The 17,147-nt window shown below is 62.2% G+C and carries 12 protein-coding genes; 7 read left to right on the top strand and 5 right to left on the bottom strand.

Translation table 11 applies throughout. The features are described from left to right. Positions 1-176 precede the first annotated feature (176 nt). Positions 177-2,681 carry a UvrD-helicase domain-containing protein gene (locus ACW4TB_RS05055; protein ID WP_279932270.1) on the top strand — a complete coding sequence of 835 codons (2,505 nt, stop codon included), beginning with the start codon at positions 177-179 and terminating at the stop codon, positions 2,679-2,681. 7 nt (positions 2,682-2,688) lie between these two features. Here the strand turns inward: ACW4TB_RS05055 and ACW4TB_RS05050 are convergent, their stop codons facing one another. Next, entirely contained in the window at positions 2,689-7,566 is a 4,878-nt protein-coding gene (locus ACW4TB_RS05050) for an NEL-type E3 ubiquitin ligase domain-containing protein (RefSeq protein WP_279932272.1), read from the bottom strand. 184 nt (positions 7,567-7,750) lie between these two features. Here ACW4TB_RS05050 and ACW4TB_RS05045 point away from each other — a divergent pair, with 184 nt between their 5' ends. The 3 genes from ACW4TB_RS05045 to ACW4TB_RS05035 all read left to right on the top strand — a co-directional run bounded on the left by ACW4TB_RS05045 (position 7,751) and on the right by ACW4TB_RS05035 (position 11,047). Continuing rightward, complete coding sequence (locus tag ACW4TB_RS05045) at positions 7,751-8,677, top strand: alpha/beta fold hydrolase (RefSeq protein WP_279932274.1); 927 nt, start codon at positions 7,751-7,753, stop codon at positions 8,675-8,677. 65 nt (positions 8,678-8,742) lie between these two features. After that, a complete protein-coding gene (locus ACW4TB_RS05040) occupies positions 8,743-9,168 on the top strand; it encodes a VOC family protein (protein WP_012314815.1) in 426 nt (141 codons plus the stop codon). Positions 9,169-9,373: 205 nt separating this feature from the next. Continuing rightward, the gene (locus tag ACW4TB_RS05035; protein WP_039602012.1) at positions 9,374-11,047 is read left to right on the top strand and encodes an MFS transporter; all 1,674 of its coding nucleotides are present in this window, start codon (positions 9,374-9,376) and stop codon (positions 11,045-11,047) included. Between the two features lie 65 nt (positions 11,048-11,112). Here ACW4TB_RS05035 and ACW4TB_RS05030 read toward each other — a convergent pair whose 3' ends face one another. Both ACW4TB_RS05030 and ACW4TB_RS05025 read right to left on the bottom strand, forming a co-directional pair. Further along, positions 11,113-11,682: a hypothetical protein gene (locus ACW4TB_RS05030; RefSeq protein WP_012314813.1), complete on the bottom strand. Its 570-nt coding sequence runs from the start codon at positions 11,680-11,682 to the stop codon at positions 11,113-11,115. A 76-nt stretch (positions 11,683-11,758) separates the two neighbouring features. Then, on the bottom strand, positions 11,759-12,145 hold the full coding sequence (locus ACW4TB_RS05025) for a VOC family protein (protein ID WP_012314812.1): 387 nt from the start codon (positions 12,143-12,145) through the stop codon (positions 11,759-11,761). A gap of 187 nt (positions 12,146-12,332) precedes the next feature. On the opposite strand from ACW4TB_RS05025, the gene ACW4TB_RS05020 reads away from it, so the two are divergent. Continuing rightward, a complete protein-coding gene (locus tag ACW4TB_RS05020; protein ID WP_279932303.1) occupies positions 12,333-13,238 on the top strand; it encodes a LysR family transcriptional regulator in 906 nt (301 codons plus the stop codon). 38 nt (positions 13,239-13,276) lie between these two features. Here the strand turns inward: ACW4TB_RS05020 and ACW4TB_RS05015 are convergent, their stop codons facing one another. Then, positions 13,277-13,693: a RidA family protein gene (locus tag ACW4TB_RS05015; RefSeq protein ID WP_012314810.1), complete on the bottom strand. Its 417-nt coding sequence runs from the start codon at positions 13,691-13,693 to the stop codon at positions 13,277-13,279. Beyond that, complete coding sequence (locus ACW4TB_RS05010) at positions 13,693-15,012, bottom strand: flavin-containing monooxygenase (protein WP_279932306.1); 1,320 nt, start codon at positions 15,010-15,012, stop codon at positions 13,693-13,695. The genes ACW4TB_RS05015 and ACW4TB_RS05010 overlap by 1 nt, the downstream gene beginning before the upstream one ends. Before the next feature lie 302 nt (positions 15,013-15,314). Between ACW4TB_RS05010 and ACW4TB_RS05005 the strand changes: the two genes are divergently transcribed. Then, positions 15,315-15,992, top strand: a complete 678-nt coding sequence (locus ACW4TB_RS05005) for a DUF1028 domain-containing protein (RefSeq protein ID WP_279932308.1) — start codon at positions 15,315-15,317, stop codon at positions 15,990-15,992. Next, positions 15,985-17,145 carry an acetylornithine deacetylase gene (gene argE, locus ACW4TB_RS05000; RefSeq protein ID WP_279932310.1) on the top strand — a complete coding sequence of 387 codons (1,161 nt, stop codon included), beginning with the start codon at positions 15,985-15,987 and terminating at the stop codon, positions 17,143-17,145. The genes ACW4TB_RS05005 and argE overlap by 8 nt, the downstream gene beginning before the upstream one ends. Positions 17,146-17,147: the final 2 nt, after the last annotated feature.

The following is a 17,147-nucleotide window of genomic DNA, read 5'->3' as shown; positions in this document are numbered from 1 at the left end:
CTTGAGTGGGTGGAATGGGCTCATGATGCTTCAAAGAAAGATCGAAAATAAGCGTAAATATCGGCTAATTACCATCGTTTAATTAGATTGGTTGCAGCGATGTGAATTGTGCGATTCATCGCCTAATCCACTGATCTGCAAGCATTCGCTGGCGATTTTTTGCCGATGCGGCGAACATGCACGCTGTTTCGATTTTCAACGGAGTGACCGTGGCCCACGAGCAACCCCAGGCCCCTGCCGAACTGACCCCGCCCGCGCAATTGCCCTGGCTTCGCCGCCTGGCTGCACGCCTTTTGGGCCGTGGACTGAGCCGCTTGCAGGCGCAACACCGTGACTCCTGGTTCCTGGGCCATGCCATCGGCCAGCGCAGCGGCCACGCTGATGGCATGCGCGAAGGTTTCGAGCGTGGACGGGTGGAAGGTTACGAGGCAGGTCGCCAGGTACTGGTGATTCGCGATTCACGCCCTGATAGCGCTGCCGTACCTGGCCGGGATGACCTGTTGTTCGACGACTGGCGCCTGCCGCTGACCACTGAGCTGAAAAAGCGCTTCAAGGCTGATGTAGCTCAAAGACTGCCCGCCGAGGCGCAGCCCAGTGCCGCCCAGTGGAAGCTGATATTCAGTGACACGCCCTCTACCTGCGTGGTGGCCGGGGCCGGGGCTGGCAAGTCCACTTCGCTGGTGCTGCGCATCCTGCTGCTGCGCCATTACCTGGGCTACGAACTGGACGCGATGACGGTGGTGACCTTCACCCGTGAGTCACGCAAGGACTTCATCAAGCGCCTGGTGCAGGTGTTCTCGCTGTGGCAGCTCGACCTGCCTCCGGTGCGCGCCCGCGAGCTGGTACGTACCTTCCACTCGCGCATCCTGCCGCTGGTCCGCAGCCTGCCCGGCTTTGGCCAGGTGCGTGCATTCGAGACCCTGGGCAACGATATGCCAGAGGGGCGTGAGGCGGACGCCGAGAGCAACCCGTTTGACCTGCGCCTGAACGACGCCCAGCGCCAGCAGCTCAATCTTTGCTATCGCGACCTGCTCGCGGAAAACCCGCGCTTTGCCGAAATCATCGCGACCCTGCGAGGTGAAGCCCTGCAGCTCAAACCGCTGGACCCGGACCACCCCGACGTGCAGAAGCGCGTGCAGGTGACGCAACTGGCTGCCCAGCGCGACGAAGAGCTGTGCGACGTGATCGAGGATTTGTGGTTCGCGGCGGGCGTGTGGCCGATCAAGGGCATTGAGCCGTGCCGTGAAACGGTCGACATCCGGGGCAGCCGCTTCCATGTGCATGGCCGTCTGGAAGGCCTGGATGCCTGGGTGGTGCTCGGTTTCGACCCGTCGGAAAGCGCACAGTACCAGCGCCCGGGGGCCAAGCTTGCGGTGCGCGCCGAATGGGCGGTCAAGCGCACGTTGCTGCAGGCGTTCTGCGACAGGCCGCTGATCTGGTTGGACAACTATGCCATGGCCCGGCGCCTGGCCGCCTCGCTGGCAGGTGACGCGGTCGCGGGCCCCGGGTTCGAGTACAAGGTCAAGGGCGAGTTGGCCCCGGCACCGTTGCTCGATGCCTTCGTCGGTGCCGCCAACTTCATCGAGAATCTGGGCCTTGAGGTCAACAGCGCGGTGGCGGCGATGAGTTTCCCGTCCGGCGACAGCGATGCATTGTTCTTCGAGGCGCTGGCACTGTATTGGAAAGCCCTCGAGGCGCACCTGCTCAACCAGTCGCCGCCGGTGATGGGCTACAACCGCATGTTCGCCTTGTTCGGTGAGAACAACCCGGAAAACCTGAAACTGCTGCCAGACCCCTTGCTCAGGCCATTGGCGCATCTGATGATCGACGAGTTCCAGGACGTATCGCCGCAGATCGTCAGCTGGCTGCGCGCCAGCCTCGCGGAAATCCGCCGCCGCGGACCGGCCATTCACACGGGGCGCACCGCCCAGTACTCTTCTCTGCTGTGTGTGGGTGACGATTGGCAGTCCATCTATGGCTGGCGTGGCAGTTCGCCAAAGTACTTCATGGAATTCACCAAGACCTTCCCGTCGCCGGCCAACACTCGGGTGATGCTGGTCGACAATTACCGTTGCCAGCAACTGGTCATCGATGCTGCCGAGCATCTGGTCAAGGGAGCGCCATCCATCACTGGCAAGAAGGCCAGAGCTGCGGGCCCCGCCGCCGAGTTGCCGGTGTCGGCAGTCAAGGTGTACGAACGTGACGAAGCGGTGCTTGGCCAGACGCTGATCGAGCATTACCAGCGTGGGGAATCGGTGATGATGCTGTACCGCAAGGGTGCCGACAAAGCCTTGATGAGCGAGCACCTGGCCTGCGTGCTACAAGGCGAAGCGGCATTGCCGCCCGATCAAAGGCGTCTGCGCCAACTGACCTACCACAGCGCCAAGGGGCTGCAGGCCGATGCAGTGTTCATGCTCGGCGACTGCCAGTACCTGACCAGCTCGCCGTACAAGAACCAGGTGTATCGCCAGGCCGGCCTTGGCCGTGCCGGTGATGCCCAACCGTTCGATACAGCGCAGAAGGAAGAGGTACAGCGCTTGGCCTATGTGGCGGTCACCCGCGCCGCCAGACACTGCTATTGGCATGTCGAGGCGGCCAGCGGCGAAGCGGCAGCGGCGCCACGGGCTTCGAGCCAGGTGGATGGCCGGCAAGCCTTCTTCGAAGACCTGCGCGGCCAATGATCACGGCTTAGCCAGCGAGCTTTTCGGCCTGCCGGGTGAGGCTGAGCAGCAGGCCGTGCTCGACCTTTTGCTGCTCCTCGTTCAAGGCGCGCATGGCTTGGTCGAACTGGCCGTCATTGAGCGGCACGCGCCGCAGCAGTCCGTTTTCGTCCAGCGGGTTCTGCGGCAGCACAGGCCCCAGGGCTTCAAGCACCGAGGTGTCCAGGCGGGCTACGGGGTCATGGCTGTCGTCCAGGCAATGGAACAGGTAGTCATGGCCCACTCGCCAGAAATCGGTGAGCAGGCTGAATGCTTCGGCATTGTGACGCTTGAGGTATTGCACCCAGCCTGCCTGCCCAAGTATCCATGCCTGCCGTGTGTCGGCTCTGGCATCCCTGGCAAGCACTGCGCTGTGTACCTTCTCGATGATGGTGCTGTTGATCCTGGCTGTATCCCGGTAGAGCATGCCGCGGCTGGGTTCAGGGAAGTCCAGCCGGGTTGCAAGGGACTGACGCAAGGCAAGGCGGACTTCGATATCGTCGACCAGCCCGGTTTCCAGGTCGACGTCAGGAAACGCGGCCGGATCATCCAGTGAGTCGTACTGTGGCAGATCCGCATCGAACACACCGTCTTGCAGCGCCTGCTTGCGTAATGTCCTTCTCAGGCTGATGCGATCGGCCAGTTCGTTGACGATGTCCCGGCGATAAAGCTTGCGGTATAGCGTGAGCAGGGTCTTGGCCTGCTCACCGCTATGGCCTGCTGTCTCGTGTGCCAGCACTTCGATCTCCAGTGCACTGAAGGCATCGGCACCGGCGTCACCGCAGGTTGGCGGATACGCGTGCGCCACGTCGGCAAGGCGTTCGCGCAGCGCCGTGTCGCGCCCGGCTTTCTCCAGCAGGGCCCAGACTCTGCGGCCCAGGTTATCTGGCTCATGCTGCGCCTCGGCTGACTGTACCAGGCGTTCGAGTACCCCAAGCAATTCACCGTTTTCCCCTTGGTCGAACAGATCGGACCAGAGTTGGTCCTGGTGGGTGGAGGCGGTACTGCGCCACAGTGTCTGCCATTCAGGCATATCGGGTGCGTGTTCAAAGACCTGGACGCCGCTGGCACGCAGTTGCGCACGGGTTTGCGCTTCAAGCGTGTTGTAGTTTAAGTGCCAGCGCCGCTCGGGCGCTCGCGCAGCGACATCCCGGGCGAACGGGGTGCGCAGGATGTCCGCAAGATTGGGCAGGGTTCGAATGCGGTTGAATGACAGGTCCAGGTGACGCAGCTGGTACTGATGCTGGCTCATCAGCCGCGTCAACCCCTCGGGCCATTGCCGCAGGTCGCTGTTGTTCAGGTTCAGGGTGCGCAGGCGACCCATGTAGCTGACGTCGGGGGCGTGGCCCAGTGTATTGAAATCCAGTAAGAGTTGCTGGGGATGGATCATGGCCTGGAAGGCCGAGGCCAGGGTTTGATCGAGGGTAATGGCATTACTGCCCAGGTTGAGTACATCCAGCCGTAGGCCAGCCAGCAAGGCAAGGCTGGCAGCGTCCAGTTGCAGGCGGTTTCTGCGCAGGTTGAGGTTGCGCAGGCCGGGCATGGCCGACAGGGCCTCATGAGCCAGTGGCGAAAGGGCCGGTAAAGCATTTCCATTCAGTTTGAGCGTATGTAGTCCAGGTGCAGATTTCAGTGCCTGGAACAAGGCCTCGGCGTCCATGTCCGGGTTGCCGGCTACCTCCAGTGTGCGCAGGCCAGGAAAACATGACAGAAAGTCTCCTTCCAGGCGCTCGAGTCTGAGCCCTTCCAGTGTAAGGGTGCGAACATGCGGCAAGCGTGCCGTGAGCGTTGGCAGCCTGCGCAACTGCATGCGGTCCAGCGTCAGCGCCTCGCGGGCAGCGCCACCTTCACGGCCCCAGGCGGCCAGCATCCGCTCGGCAAAGTGTGAGCGATCGAAGCGCTCGTCCAGCTCAGTCGCGCCGCCAACCCACCTGTTCAGGTCCTGGCGCAAGGTGCGTTGCTCGGCTTCCAGCCGGCTGATCTGCGTTCCCAGGTTACCCGTCTGTGCCAGTTCTGACTGCAGCGCGCTGAGCTCTCTGTGGTCGAGCTCCGGAAAGAGCGCGCCCAGGCGTTGCGCTGCACGCCCGGCACCTCGGCCGCTGAGCGGGTAGCCGATACGGCCGGCGGCAAGGCGCAAAGGTGAACGATAGCCAGGTTTGATGGGCTGCTGGCCAATCAGCGCGGCGCAGTTTTCGCGGTCGGCGAGCGCAACCTCAAGCAGTTGCGCAGCGCTTGCCTGAGGATGCTGGCCCAGCAGGCCTTCGGTCAGTTGCTGGCTGTCGCTATTGGCCAAATGCGGGCGGTAAAGGCCCATGATGGCGCGGTCCAGCCGTGTGCGGGCTTGCAACTGGCGCGCTTCTTCGGCTATCCGTAACGGCACACGTCCAGTTGCCAGGCGTGCGCGTTCGGTATGGCTGGCCGCCTGGATGACCTCTTCCAAGGCACCAGGTGGTACACCGGGGAACTGCCTGCGCAATGGCTCTGTCGCGTCACTTGCAGGCTGGGCATGGTTGCTCAGCATACTGTGGTATATCGCCTCGCGCTGGCTTTGCAGCTGTTCGCCCAGCCTGGTGTTCAGGGCCGAGGCCCACAGCTCAGAAGGCAGGTCGCCGAGCATGGCACGCACGTGCCGCTCGTCCAGTTGCGTTACGACTGCATGGCCCAATTGACCATTCTCCAGATCCGAGCGGGTCATGCTGATTTCCACCTGACCAGGGGTGTCGAGGGCGCTATACCGCACCGCATCACCCCAAGGTTCGGGGCCGATGAATACCTTGAGCACGTGATCCTGCGGCCAACCTGGCAAACGCACCAGTTCCGGCAGCGCGTAGTTCTTGTAGGCAGCCAGTGAAAGGCCTTGCCGCACTCGGTGGATCAGGTTCTGCACCTGGTTGTCCAGGCGTATGCGCAGCAGCATGTCCTCCAGCAGAGCCGGAGGGCGCAGCCCTTTGGCATGCATGCGGCGCAGCACACTGGCGTCTGTACCGGTACTGCGCATCGCCGTGACCAGCTCGCTGCTGTCCAGCCCCTGGCTTGAGTGGCCAAGACGCTGCAGCAATTGCGTATCGTCCCACTGCAAAGGCTGTTCATGGGCCAATAGCCAGCGCCCGTCACCCTGATGGTGTAACAGTGGCGCGTAGGCTGCTGGGTCGCTGGGGTGGCGGATGCGCCATTGCTGGTCAGGGTCCTGGAAAGTCTCATAGGGCGTGCCTTCCAGCACGAGGTAGCGTTTGCCCTCGAGCTCGTAATGCCCAAGTTCATCGGGCAGGCCTTCTGTTGGCAGGGTAATCGGGCTGGCATAGGGGCTCATGTCCGGATGCCACAGTTGCAGGCGGTCTTCATGCCATACCGCTTGCATGGCGTCGACGAAACCTGACGCCTTTATGACCTTGGCTCCGCCGGCAAAACCGGCGATCGCGGCAGCATTGATTACCAACGATTCAACCTGGGCCAGTGCTTGTGCAGTGTCACCTTCTTCCCAGGCCTCAAATCCGGTAAACACCGAATCCATCAGTTGGTAAGCGAAAACGCCGGTCATTACCGCGTTCAGGCCGGGCACGAAGAAGGCGGCGATGTTCAGCACATTCATGCCCATATCCAGCCAGTACCGCAGGTGTTTCTGAGAAGCCTCGGCGTCGACATCGGCTGTTGGGACAGCCAGGACCCTGGCGTCGGCCTTGAGGCGGGCGAGGTGGGCGTGGTAGAGGGTTGGCCACAACTCACTTCTTGTCTGCGATGGCAAGATGTGGAAGTTCGGCGACTTGCGTGGCCGTTGTCTGCCTTGCTCATCGATCTCGAACAGGGCGTCCCATAGCTTGCCCGCCAGCATGGGCTGGTCGCGTTTGTAGGCGAGCGCGATCACGGTTTCGCGGAACGTGCTGTGCAGCAGCCGCTCTCGGAAATACTTGGCAGCAGCCTGGCGGGAGGGGTATTCGCGCACAGGGTGTTCTTTGTCGCCCGGGAGGTGGACGATGCAGGGGGTGATTGCATCATCCCTATCGGCACCGATGAACAGCATCTCGTGCAAGGGGATGTCGAACAGGCGCAAACGCCAGCTATGCAGGGGATGGCCGTCGTAAGCTGGTTGACGTACGCCGTCGCACAGGTCGTTGATCGCGGCAAGGCCTTTTGCGCTCAGCAGGCCTTTGAGCGAGGCGATGTACGCCTGCACGCGCAGTTCCTCTTGGCTGGCACGCATCGACAGCTGACTGATTTCCTCCTTGCGCGGGCCTTCATAGATGGCCTGCAGGTGATCCTGATATTGCTGGCCAAGGTCCAGTTTGCGGCAATGCCGCACGAATTGCGCCATGGACAAACCGGCCAAGGGCGTGTCGTCGCCCGGCGCGCAGGTCAGCTCGCTGTAAGGCCCGACTTGTTCGATGCCTTCGAAATTGTGCAGGGCGGCTTCAAGCAAGCTGCGCGACTGACGAGGGCCTACGGGGCGGGTCACAAAGGTCTCTTCCTGCAGGGGCGCACCCAGCGGTACTTCCGGGCTGGCGGCGCCCGGCCCATAGTTGATGACCGTCTCGAAAGGCTGGAAGTTGTACTGGGCCTTGTCCACGGCCACTTTCAGACCCAGCCGGCTGCTCAGCAAAGGGCTGCAGAACGTGGTGATGTCCTTGAAACCGACAAGGGCGTTGCTCAGTTGGGTAACGCAGCTGTCACGTCGCCCGATGAGCATGCGCAACTGCTCACGATGCTCTGGCTGCGCGGTCGCATACCAGCTGTAGGGCGCGCCATCTTCATCCACGTAGGCCGCGCGTGCGCGTTGCACGATGCCTCCGGTATGCGTGGGATGCAGGGTACGGGCCCATTCGGGCAGGGCTTGGGTGATCAGGTCTTGGTGCAGGGCAATCGCATTTTGCATGGGATGAGCCTCGTATGTGTGGAGGCGGTAGTCGACACCGCTGGCGAAGCGGGCGTGCGGTAGATAGTTGCCCGTAAGGGTCGGTCTCGTGCATGCATGGGTCGGTAAGAGGCCAGCAGGGCAGGCCACGCTGCGAGATGGTGGGGTGAAGGCATGGCGCCAGTGTTCAGCGAAGGAGAGTGCGATGCGTTCGCTATGCAGTCCCAAGGATCACCTGCTTGACCTCGACGGTATTGAGATAGCGGTACGCACGTGGGGAGCCGAAGACGGTATGCCGGTGCTGGCGTTGCACGGCTGGTTGGACAATGCTGCCTCGTTCGAGCGCCTGGGGCCGTTGCTCGATGGTTGCTTCGTGATCGCCCCCGACCTGGTCGGTCACGGCCGCTCCGATCACCGACGCCACGACAGCGGCTACTACCTGTGGGAGCATGCCGAGGATATGCTGGCGGTGGTCGACAGCCTGGGACTGGCGCGGTTTCATGTGCTTGCCCACGGTATGGGTACAGGCATTGCCTCGCTGCTGGCCGCCATGACCAGTGGCATCGCCAGCATGACCTTCCTCGACGGCATGGGGGCGCCGTTCACGGTTGCCGAGGATGATCGCGTGCAGCACCTGGCCCGTGCCTATCGGCTCAAGCGCATGGTGCAACGCAGCCAGTTGCACGGCTTTGCCGACAGCGCCGCAAGCCGCTTCGACAATCTGGAAACTGCCCTGCAGCAGCGGCGCAAGCGACTCGATGCCGAACTTGCCGACGACGCCGCACGCTTGCTTGCCATGCGTGATCTGCTGCAGTTGGCGGATGGCTACTGCTGGCGTCATGACCCCCGGCTGGTGTTGCCCGAACCGATGCCACTGACTGAGCGCGAGGCGTGCGACCTTCTCAGTGAAATTCGCTGCCCGCTTTACCTGATGCTGGGCAGGCAGGGGGCATTTGTGGGCGGTGCCTTCGAGCAGCGCGAGGCAGCATTGCCCAGCCATGCCAGGGTGTCATGGCACCCCGGTGGGCATCACTTCCACTTGGAAGCGCCGAACCGAACAGTGGTGGAGCAGATTCTACGTACCCTGGCCCGCCATGATGCCGGCCTGCTTCAGCGCCTGGTGAACGAGTAGCGGGGGATGCGCTGCTGGGCTATGGTGGCCGGGACCTCTGTGCAATCGCCTCAAGGAGCGCCGGCATGAGACCCTTCGCCATCAAGCACATCGACCACCTGGTGCTGCGCGTCAGCGACCTGCAGCGTAGCGTGGCCTTCTACCGTGACCTGCTGGGCTGCACGGTCAGCAGGGAGCGCGAGGACCTGGGGATGGTCCATTTGGCAACGGGTACGGCCATGATCGATCTGGTCACTCTCGATGGCCCACTCGGGCGCACCGGTGGTGCAGCACCCGGGGCTCAAGGGCGTAACCTTCACCACTTCTGCCTACGTATAGAACCGTTCGATGAACAAGCGCTGACCGCCTACCTGCAAGCGGCCGGCGTGGCAGTGGAGCCTGCCCAAGCGCGCTATGGTGCCGAGGGCGAGGGGCTGTCACTGTATTGCTACGACCCCGATGGCAATCAGGTCGAGCTCAAGGGGCCGGTGTCAGCGCAGTGCGGTCCTTGACCGGGTTTCAGGGAGCCGGACTTCGCCGATGCTGGCAAAGTGGATATCCCGGCAAAGCCGATTATGCTTGAAATACCTTGCTGCGATCCGAGGCGGCCAGCCTCGTCGTGCTTCGCAACCAAAGCAAGCCCCTGGGGCCTGGGTGCGACGGTGAAATGGGTGTGAGGTACTCCGGCCTGCGATAACCACAATCCGGAGGCAACCCATGGCGGTTCTCGACAGCGCATCCACGGGCAGTAGCGCGCCCCAACGCGGCATCACCAAAGAAGAGCGCAAGGTCATCTTCGCGTCCTCCCTGGGTACCGTGTTCGAATGGTACGACTTCTACCTCTACGGCTCACTGGCGGCGATCATCGCCAAGCACTTCTTTGCCGGGGTCAATGAAACCACATCCTTCATTTTCGCCTTGCTTGCCTTTGCCGCTGGCTTTGCGGTGCGACCGTTCGGTGCCATCGTGTTCGGCCGCCTGGGCGACATGATCGGGCGCAAACACACGTTTCTGATCACCATCGTCATCATGGGCCTGTCTACCGCGATCGTCGGGCTGCTGCCCAGCTACGCAACGATCGGTGTGGCAGCCCCGATCATTCTGATTGCCCTGCGCCTGTTGCAGGGCCTGGCGCTGGGTGGCGAGTACGGTGGGGCGGCCACTTATGTGGCCGAGCATGCCCCCAAAGGCCGGCGTGGTTTCTTCACCTCGTGGATCCAGACCACTGCGACGCTGGGCCTGTTCCTGTCGTTGCTGGTGATCCTGGCCTGCCGCACGGCCTTGGGTACTGAAGCATTCGAAGCCTGGGGCTGGCGCATTCCGTTCCTGCTGTCGATCCTGCTGCTGGCGATTTCGGTGTACATCCGCATGCAGCTCAATGAGTCGCCGGTGTTCATGAAGATGAAGGCCGAAGGCAAAGCCTCGAAAGCCCCGCTGACCGAATCCTTTGCACGTTGGGACAACCTCAAGGTGGTGATCATGTCACTGCTCGGCGGCACTGCCGGCCAGGCCGTGGTGTGGTACACAGGGCAGTTCTATGCGCTGTTCTTCCTCCTTCAGACGCTGAAGATCGACCCACAGACGGCCAACCTGCTGATCGCCGGCTCGTTGCTGATCGGTACGCCGTTCTTCATCTTCTTCGGCAGCCTGTCCGACCGCATCGGGCGCAAGAAAATCATCATGGCAGGCTGCATCATTGCCGCCTTGACCTACTTCCCGATCTTCAAAGCGTTGACCGAATACGGCAATCCTGACGTCTTCGTTGCCCAGGAGCAGAACCCGGTGGTGGTCATGGCCGACCCTGACCAATGCGCATTCCAGTTCGACCCGGTGGGCAAGGCCAAATTCACCAGCTCGTGCGACATTGCCAAAAGCCTGCTGGCCAAGCGGGCGATCCCGTACCAGAACGAAACGGCCGAGCCTGGCAGCGTGGCGCAGATTCGTATCGGTGAGCGGGTGATCCCGAGCTTCGATGGCAGCAGCCTGGCTGCGGCTGACCTGAAGACCCAAGGCGACGCCTTTACCGCAACCCTGGCGGGTGCCTTGAAGGAGGCGGGTTACCCCGAGAAGGCCGACCCTGCGAAGATCCACTACCCGATGGTGCTGTTGCTACTGACCATTCTGGTGATCTACGTGACCATGGTATATGGGCCGATAGCGGCATGGCTGGTGGAGCTGTTCCCGGCACGTATCCGCTATACCTCGATGTCGCTGCCATACCATATCGGCAACGGCTGGTTCGGCGGCTTCCTGCCTACCGTGGCATTCGCCATGGTGGCGGCCACCGGTGATATCTACTACGGGCTGTGGTACCCGATCGTGATCGCGGTGATGACAGCGGTGCTGGGGATCTTCTTCCTGCCAGAGACCAAGGACCGGGATATCACTTGAACCTGATGTAGATATTTCAGGCCCCATCGCCGGCCAGCCGGCGATGGGGCCGTCATTGAAAACAATCAGTCGAAATACCCACGCAAGCTGAAGGCATAGCCCAGATCCACGTCCTGTGCCTCGCCTGGGCTCCAGCGTTTGGTCAGCACGAACTCGAACGCCGGTTCGTACAGCCCGTCGCGCACGACGGCGCCGCCCAGCACCTCGACGTCATACCAGCCATTGTCCAGCTCGATGATCGGCCGCCCCGGCACTTGGTAGCGGGCGAGCAGGTCGCCGAGGGTCTTGTTGGTGAAATGCTGGAGGATGCGCCAGGTGTACACCATGACCGCACGGTTCTCGACCTGTAGCACATAACCGCCGCGCCGGTGTTTCAGGCGGCTGCCGGGCTCGAGCAAGGCGGGAGTGTCGCCTTCGAGGGTGAAAATGATGTGGTAGGGCAGGTTGTCGATCCCGGCCAAGGGTATGACGATGCCTTCACGTACGGCCCTGTCGCCGCTGTCGGTGTGGGTGAATTCGCTCGCGAGGTCATCGGGCAAGTCATTGTCGTGCTTGAAACGATCGAGCAACTGAATGTCCCCGACCAGAAAGTAATCGACCAGGTCGTTGAGCACTTCACTGAATTCGTGGCGCATTGTTTTTCCTTGTTGTAGCGCACCGGGAATAGCGGCAAATGTAGCCAATGGCGGGCTGGCCTGCCATTGGCCACGGTCAATGCTTCTGAGCGATCTGGATCAGGTTGCCGCAGGTATCGTCGAACACCGCGACGGTGACCGGGCCCAGGTCGGTGGGTTGTTTGGTGAACTTGACCCCGGCCTTGCACAAACGCGTGTACTCGGCCTGAATGTCGCGCACGCCGAACGACGTCGCTGGAATACCGTCCTGGCGAAGCGCCGCCTTGTAGGCCTTGGCCGCAGGGTGGGAATCGGGTTCTAGTACCAGCTGAACACCATTGGGGTCGTTGGGTGAAGTGAGAGTGAGCCAGCGGTACTGGCCCATGGGGATGTCGTCCTTGGGCTCGAAACCCAGTACGTAGTGGTAGAAAGCCAAGGCCTTGGCCTGGTCGTCGACGAGGATGCTGGTGACAACGATTTTCATAGGCTCACACCGTTCCTGCGGCTGTTTACCTTCCAGTAAAGACGGTTTGCTGCCGGGTGTGGCAAAACAAGAATATGTTCAAGCCATAGGCAAATCCTTCATCACCGGGCCGCCCGCCACTGCAACGGCACGGTAAAGTGGCAGGATAATTCAAAAGGGCGCCCCAACCGGCGCCAGAGAGGTGCCTGTGGCTTCCTATACCTTGCGACAACTCAAATACTTCGTCACCACCGTCGAGGCCGGCAGCGTTGCCGAGGCATCGCGTCAGCTCTATATCGCGCAGCCGTCCATTTCCACAGCGATCAAGAGCCTGGAAGAAAGCTTTGGTGTGCAGTTGTTCATCCGCCACCATGCCCAGGGTGTTTCGCTCACCCCCAGCGGCAAACGCTTCTACGCCAAGACCAAATCGTTGCTGCAGATGGCCCACGAGTTCGAGCAGAACGCGCTGGCCGACAACGATACCGTGGCCGGCCAGATCGATATTGGATGCTTCGAAACCGTGGCCCCGCTGTACCTGCCACGCCTGATTGCCGGTTTTCGCGAACGCTACCCGGGCGTTGACATCCGTTTGCGCGATGGCGAGCAGCAGGAGCTGATCCAGGGCTTGACGGCTGGTAGGTTCGACCTGGCGTTTCTCTACGATCATGACCTGGATGGCACCATCGAGACTGAGCCGCTGATGGCCCCTCAAAAGCCCTACGTGTTGCTTCCTGACAAGCACCGCTTTGCTGGCCAGTCGCAGGTGTCACTGCGTGACTTGTGCCCGGAGCCGATGATTCTGCTGGATGTGGCGCCGAGCCGAACTTACTTCGTCAGCCTGTTCAACGAGATGGGGCTGACGCCAAACATTGTCTTCAGTTCGCCGTCGATCGAGATGGTGCGCGGGATGGTGGGGCAGGGGTTCGGTTTTTCACTGCTGGTGACCCGGCCGCATTCAGAATGCACGTATGACGGGCAGAAGCTGGTGACGGTGGACATTGCCGAGCCGGTGGCCTTGTCGGGGCTGGCAGCGGCGCGGTTGAAGCGGGTGCAGTTGACCAAGCCGGCGCAATTGTTCGTGGAGTTTTGCCGGGAAGAATTGGGCAGAATGTAAATTACCGGGGCGCAGCGCGCCCCAGTCACCTCACTCAATCAAGCGTGATCCGGTACCACCGCAATCACATCGATTTCCATCAGCCATTCAGGCTGGGCCAGGCCCGCCACTACCAGCCCGGTGGAAATCGGAAACACGCCCTTGAGCCACTTGCCCACTTCTTTGTACACCGGCTCACGGAAACGCGGGTCGGTGATGTAGGTGGTGGTCTTGACGATATGCGACAGGTCGGAGCCTGCTTCTTCAAGCAGCTGCTTGACGTTCTTCATCGCTTGTTCAGCCTGCGCCCGAGGGTCGCCCAGGCCCACCAGGCGGCCTTCGAAGTCGGTACCGACCTGGCCGCGCACATAGATGGTGTTGCCGGCGCGCACGGCTTGGCACAGGTCGTTGTCCAGGGTCTGGTTAGGGTAGGTGACCTTGGTGTTGAACATGCGGATGCGGGTATGGGTAGGCATCAGTGGGCTCCGAGGGTGCTGACGTTGCTGATCGAGGTAGGTTGCTGCTCATCCGCTTCACGCTGTTCGCGGTCGCGGTAGGCCAGGTAAGTGCGCTGGGTGGCGATGTGGCCGGCGACGTGCTTGGCGTCGTGCCAAACGCCCCAGATGAACGACGAACCGCGGCGCGACAGCCAGGGCAGGCCGAGGAAGTACACACCCGGCTCGCGGGACACGCCGCGCTGGTGCTGGGGCTTGCCGTTGGCATCGAAGGTGTCGACTTGCAACCAGCTGAAGTCCACGCCGTAGCCGGTGGCCCAGATGATGCTGGTGACATTGGCCTTGGTCAGGTCCAGCTCCAGTAGCGGGTTGCTGATGCAATCCGGGTCCGGCAGGCGTTTACGTGCTTCGGGTTCTTGCGGCAGATCGAGGCCGTTGCGTTCGACATAGGCATCGGCAGCGTCCAGCAGGGCCAGGTAGTTTTCGTCGCCGCGGCGGATGTTGTCGGCCAGGTTGTCCTGGAAGCGTGCCACACCGTTATCGAACGATTGGGTCAGGCCGACCAGCGTCATGCCCTGATGGGCGAGGGCGCGGAAGTCTACGGTGTGGCCGCCACGGGCACCGCTGACGGCAATGGTCACGTGCTCGCGGCCTGGCTTGGCGATCTCGGCATCCCATTCGCCCAGCACGCCCAGCCACCAGCAGAAGTCGCGGTTGCGATAAGCCCGTGGCGGACGATCGTGGGCGCCGACCGACAGGTACACCTGGCGCCCGGCGCGCATCAGCTCTTCGGCGATCTGCACGCCGGAAGAGCCGGCACCTACCACCAGCACTGCGCCTTCAGGCAGCTGCCCGGGGTTGAAATAGGCGGCAGAGTGGATCTGGTGCAGGTGCTCATCCTTTGGCGCGATGGCCGGGATGACCGGGCGCTGGAACGGGCCGGTGGCGGCCACCACGCGGTTGGCCCGAATCACCCCTTCATTGGTCTCGATGGTGAAGCCTGGGCGGTCGGCATTGCGCACCACCTTCCTCACCTCGATGCCGGTGCGCACCGGCAGGTTGTACTTGCGCACGTATTGCTCGAAGTAGTCAGCAACCTGGTCCTTGCCGGCGAAGGCGTCGGGATCCAGGTTGAATTCAAGGCCGGGGAAGCGGTCATGCCAGACCGGGCCATTGGCGACCAGCGAATCCCAGCGGCCAGTGCGCCAGGCCTCGGCGATACGCTTGCGCTCCAGCACCAGGTGCGGCACGCCGAGCTTGCTCAAGTGTTCGCTCATGGCCACGCCGGCCTGGCCGGCGCCGACGACGAGGGTGTCGATTTCAATAGTGTTCAGTGTCATGTCCGAGCCCTTGTTCAGGCGGTTTTTGTCAGGTCGGTTTGGAGGACCGCCGTTACCTGGGGCCAGACTAGGGATGCACGGAAAATCGCGAAATTAGTATTTAACGAGTACTTGCCGATAAAACGGCGAAGGCCTTGCTACACAAGGGATACAGGAAAGTTCGCGGGGTTTGGGGGCTGTTTTTCGTGGCGATGCCCGGCCTTAGTTTTTTCCTGCTCAAGGCACAGGAAAAAGGTGGTTTCGCTCACTAAAAGGTTCTGCCCAGAATGCTTGCAATCGCCCAGAACAACAGGAGCCTTTTCATGACGTTCTCCATCATCGGACGCTGCCAGGAAACCGGCCAGGTCGGTATCGCCATCAGTTCGTCGAGCATCGCAGTAGGGGCGCGCTGCCCTTGGGTACGTGCAGGCGTCGGCGCCGTTGCCACCCAGAACATCACCTTGCCGGCCCTCGGCCCACAGATTCTCGATGCCCTGGAACAGGGCCAGCTGCCGCCTGCTGCAGCGCTGGACCGGGTGCTCAGCGCCAATGGCTGGAGCGAGTACCGCCAGGTAACGGTGATCGACAGTAACGGCCAGGTGGCGCTGTTCACCGGCAAACAGGCGTTGGGTGTGCACAACGCCGTGGCCGGTGAGCAATGCGCGGCGGCCGGTAACCTGTTGTCTTCAGTACAGGTCATCGAAACCATGGTGCAAGCCTTCGAACAGGCCGGCGGGCACCTGGCTGATCGCCTGCTGGCGGCCATGCATGCGGCTATGGCTGCAGGCGGCGAGGCAGGCCCGGTGCACTCGGCGGCGCTGAAGATCGCGGGCGAGCTGACCTGGCCACTGGTGGACCTGCGCGTGGATTGGGCCGATGAAAACCCGATCGGTGTGCTCGATGGTTTGTGGCAGGCGTACCGCCCGCAGATGCAGGATTACGTCACCCGCGCGCTGAACCCGACGACTGCACCGAGCTACGGGGTGCCGGGTGATGAGTGAGTTCACCAGCCGCGCCCTGTTGGCCCGGCTGATCGGCTATGCCACGGTCAGCCGCGACTCCAACCTGCAGCTGATCGGCTTCATCCGCGACTATCTGGCCGAACAGGGCGTGGACAGCGAACTGTTCCATAACCCTGAAGGCACCAAGGCCAACCTGTTCGCCACCATCGGCCCCGCTGATGTTGGCGGCGTGGTGCTGTCCGGGCATACCGATGTGGTGCCGGTGGATGGCCAGGCCTGGACGGTCGAGCCGTTTGCCCTGAGTGAACGTGATGGGCGCCTGTATGGCCGTGGTACGGCGGACATGAAAGGCTTCATTGCCTCGGTCTTGGCGGCAGTACCCGCATTTCTTGCGCAGCCGCTGCGCATGCCGGTGCATTTGGCGTTTTCCTATGACGAGGAAGTGGGTTGCCTGGGTGTGCGCTCGATGCTCGCCGCGCTCGAACAGCGGCCTGACAAGCCGCGGCTTTGCCTGATTGGCGAGCCTACTGAACTAAAACCGGTACTCGGCCACAAAGGCAAGCTGGCCATGCGTTGCCAGGTGCATGGCGCGGCGTGCCATTCGGCCTATGCGCCGTATGGTGTGAATGCCATCGAGTATGCCGCCAGGCTGATCGGCAAACTGGGCGAGATTGGTGACGCGCTGGCGCTGCCCGAGCGGCACGACAAGCGCTTTGACCCGCCGTTCTCGACGGTACAGACAGGCACCATCAAGGGGGGTAGGGCGCTGAACATCGTGCCTGAAGAGTGTGCGTTCGACTTTGAGGTGCGTGCATTGCCAGGCTTTGAAGCGCAGACGGTGGCCGATCAGTTGCAGGCCTATGCCGAGGCCGAATTGTTGCCGCGCATGCGCACCGTGAACGCGGCCAGTGCCATTCATCTGGAGCCGCTGAGTGCTTATCCAGGGTTGGCCACACCTGTCGACGGCGAGGCGGCGCGGTTGGTCGCATTGCTCAGCGGGTCGAATGAATTCGGTACGGTGGCGTTCGGCACCGAAGGCGGGTTGTTCGATCAGGCGGGCATCCCCACCGTGGTGTGTGGCCCGGGGAGCATGGAGCAGGGGCACAAGCCGGATGAGTTTGTCAGTGTCGAGCAGTTGCAGGGGTGCGATGCGATGCTGTCGAGGCTGGTGGATTACCTCAGGCAGGATTGAGA

The organism is Lelliottia jeotgali (assembly GCF_977070485.1).
Note: the sequence above shows the minus strand (reverse complement) of the source record. Positions and strands in the feature narration are given on the sequence as shown.

Excerpts from the sequence above, each read along its gene's own strand:
- ACW4TB_RS05055 (WP_279932270.1), top strand. The coding sequence starts at position 177 with ATGCACGCTGTTTCGATTTTCAACGGAGTGACCGTGGCCCACGAGCAA.
- ACW4TB_RS05050 (WP_279932272.1), bottom strand. The coding sequence starts at position 7,566 with ATGCAAAATGCGATTGCCCTGCACCAAGACCTGATCACCCAAGCCCTG.
- ACW4TB_RS05045 (WP_279932274.1), top strand. The coding sequence starts at position 7,751 with ATGCGTTCGCTATGCAGTCCCAAGGATCACCTGCTTGACCTCGACGGT.
- ACW4TB_RS05040 (WP_012314815.1), top strand. The coding sequence starts at position 8,743 with ATGAGACCCTTCGCCATCAAGCACATCGACCACCTGGTGCTGCGCGTC.
- ACW4TB_RS05035 (WP_039602012.1), top strand. The coding sequence starts at position 9,374 with ATGGCGGTTCTCGACAGCGCATCCACGGGCAGTAGCGCGCCCCAACGC.
- ACW4TB_RS05030 (WP_012314813.1), bottom strand. The coding sequence starts at position 11,682 with ATGCGCCACGAATTCAGTGAAGTGCTCAACGACCTGGTCGATTACTTT.
- ACW4TB_RS05025 (WP_012314812.1), bottom strand. The coding sequence starts at position 12,145 with ATGAAAATCGTTGTCACCAGCATCCTCGTCGACGACCAGGCCAAGGCC.
- ACW4TB_RS05015 (WP_012314810.1), bottom strand. The coding sequence starts at position 13,693 with ATGCCTACCCATACCCGCATCCGCATGTTCAACACCAAGGTCACCTAC.
- ACW4TB_RS05010 (WP_279932306.1), bottom strand. The coding sequence starts at position 15,012 with ATGACACTGAACACTATTGAAATCGACACCCTCGTCGTCGGCGCCGGC.
- ACW4TB_RS05005 (WP_279932308.1), top strand. The coding sequence starts at position 15,315 with ATGACGTTCTCCATCATCGGACGCTGCCAGGAAACCGGCCAGGTCGGT.
- argE (WP_279932310.1), top strand. The coding sequence starts at position 15,985 with ATGAGTGAGTTCACCAGCCGCGCCCTGTTGGCCCGGCTGATCGGCTAT.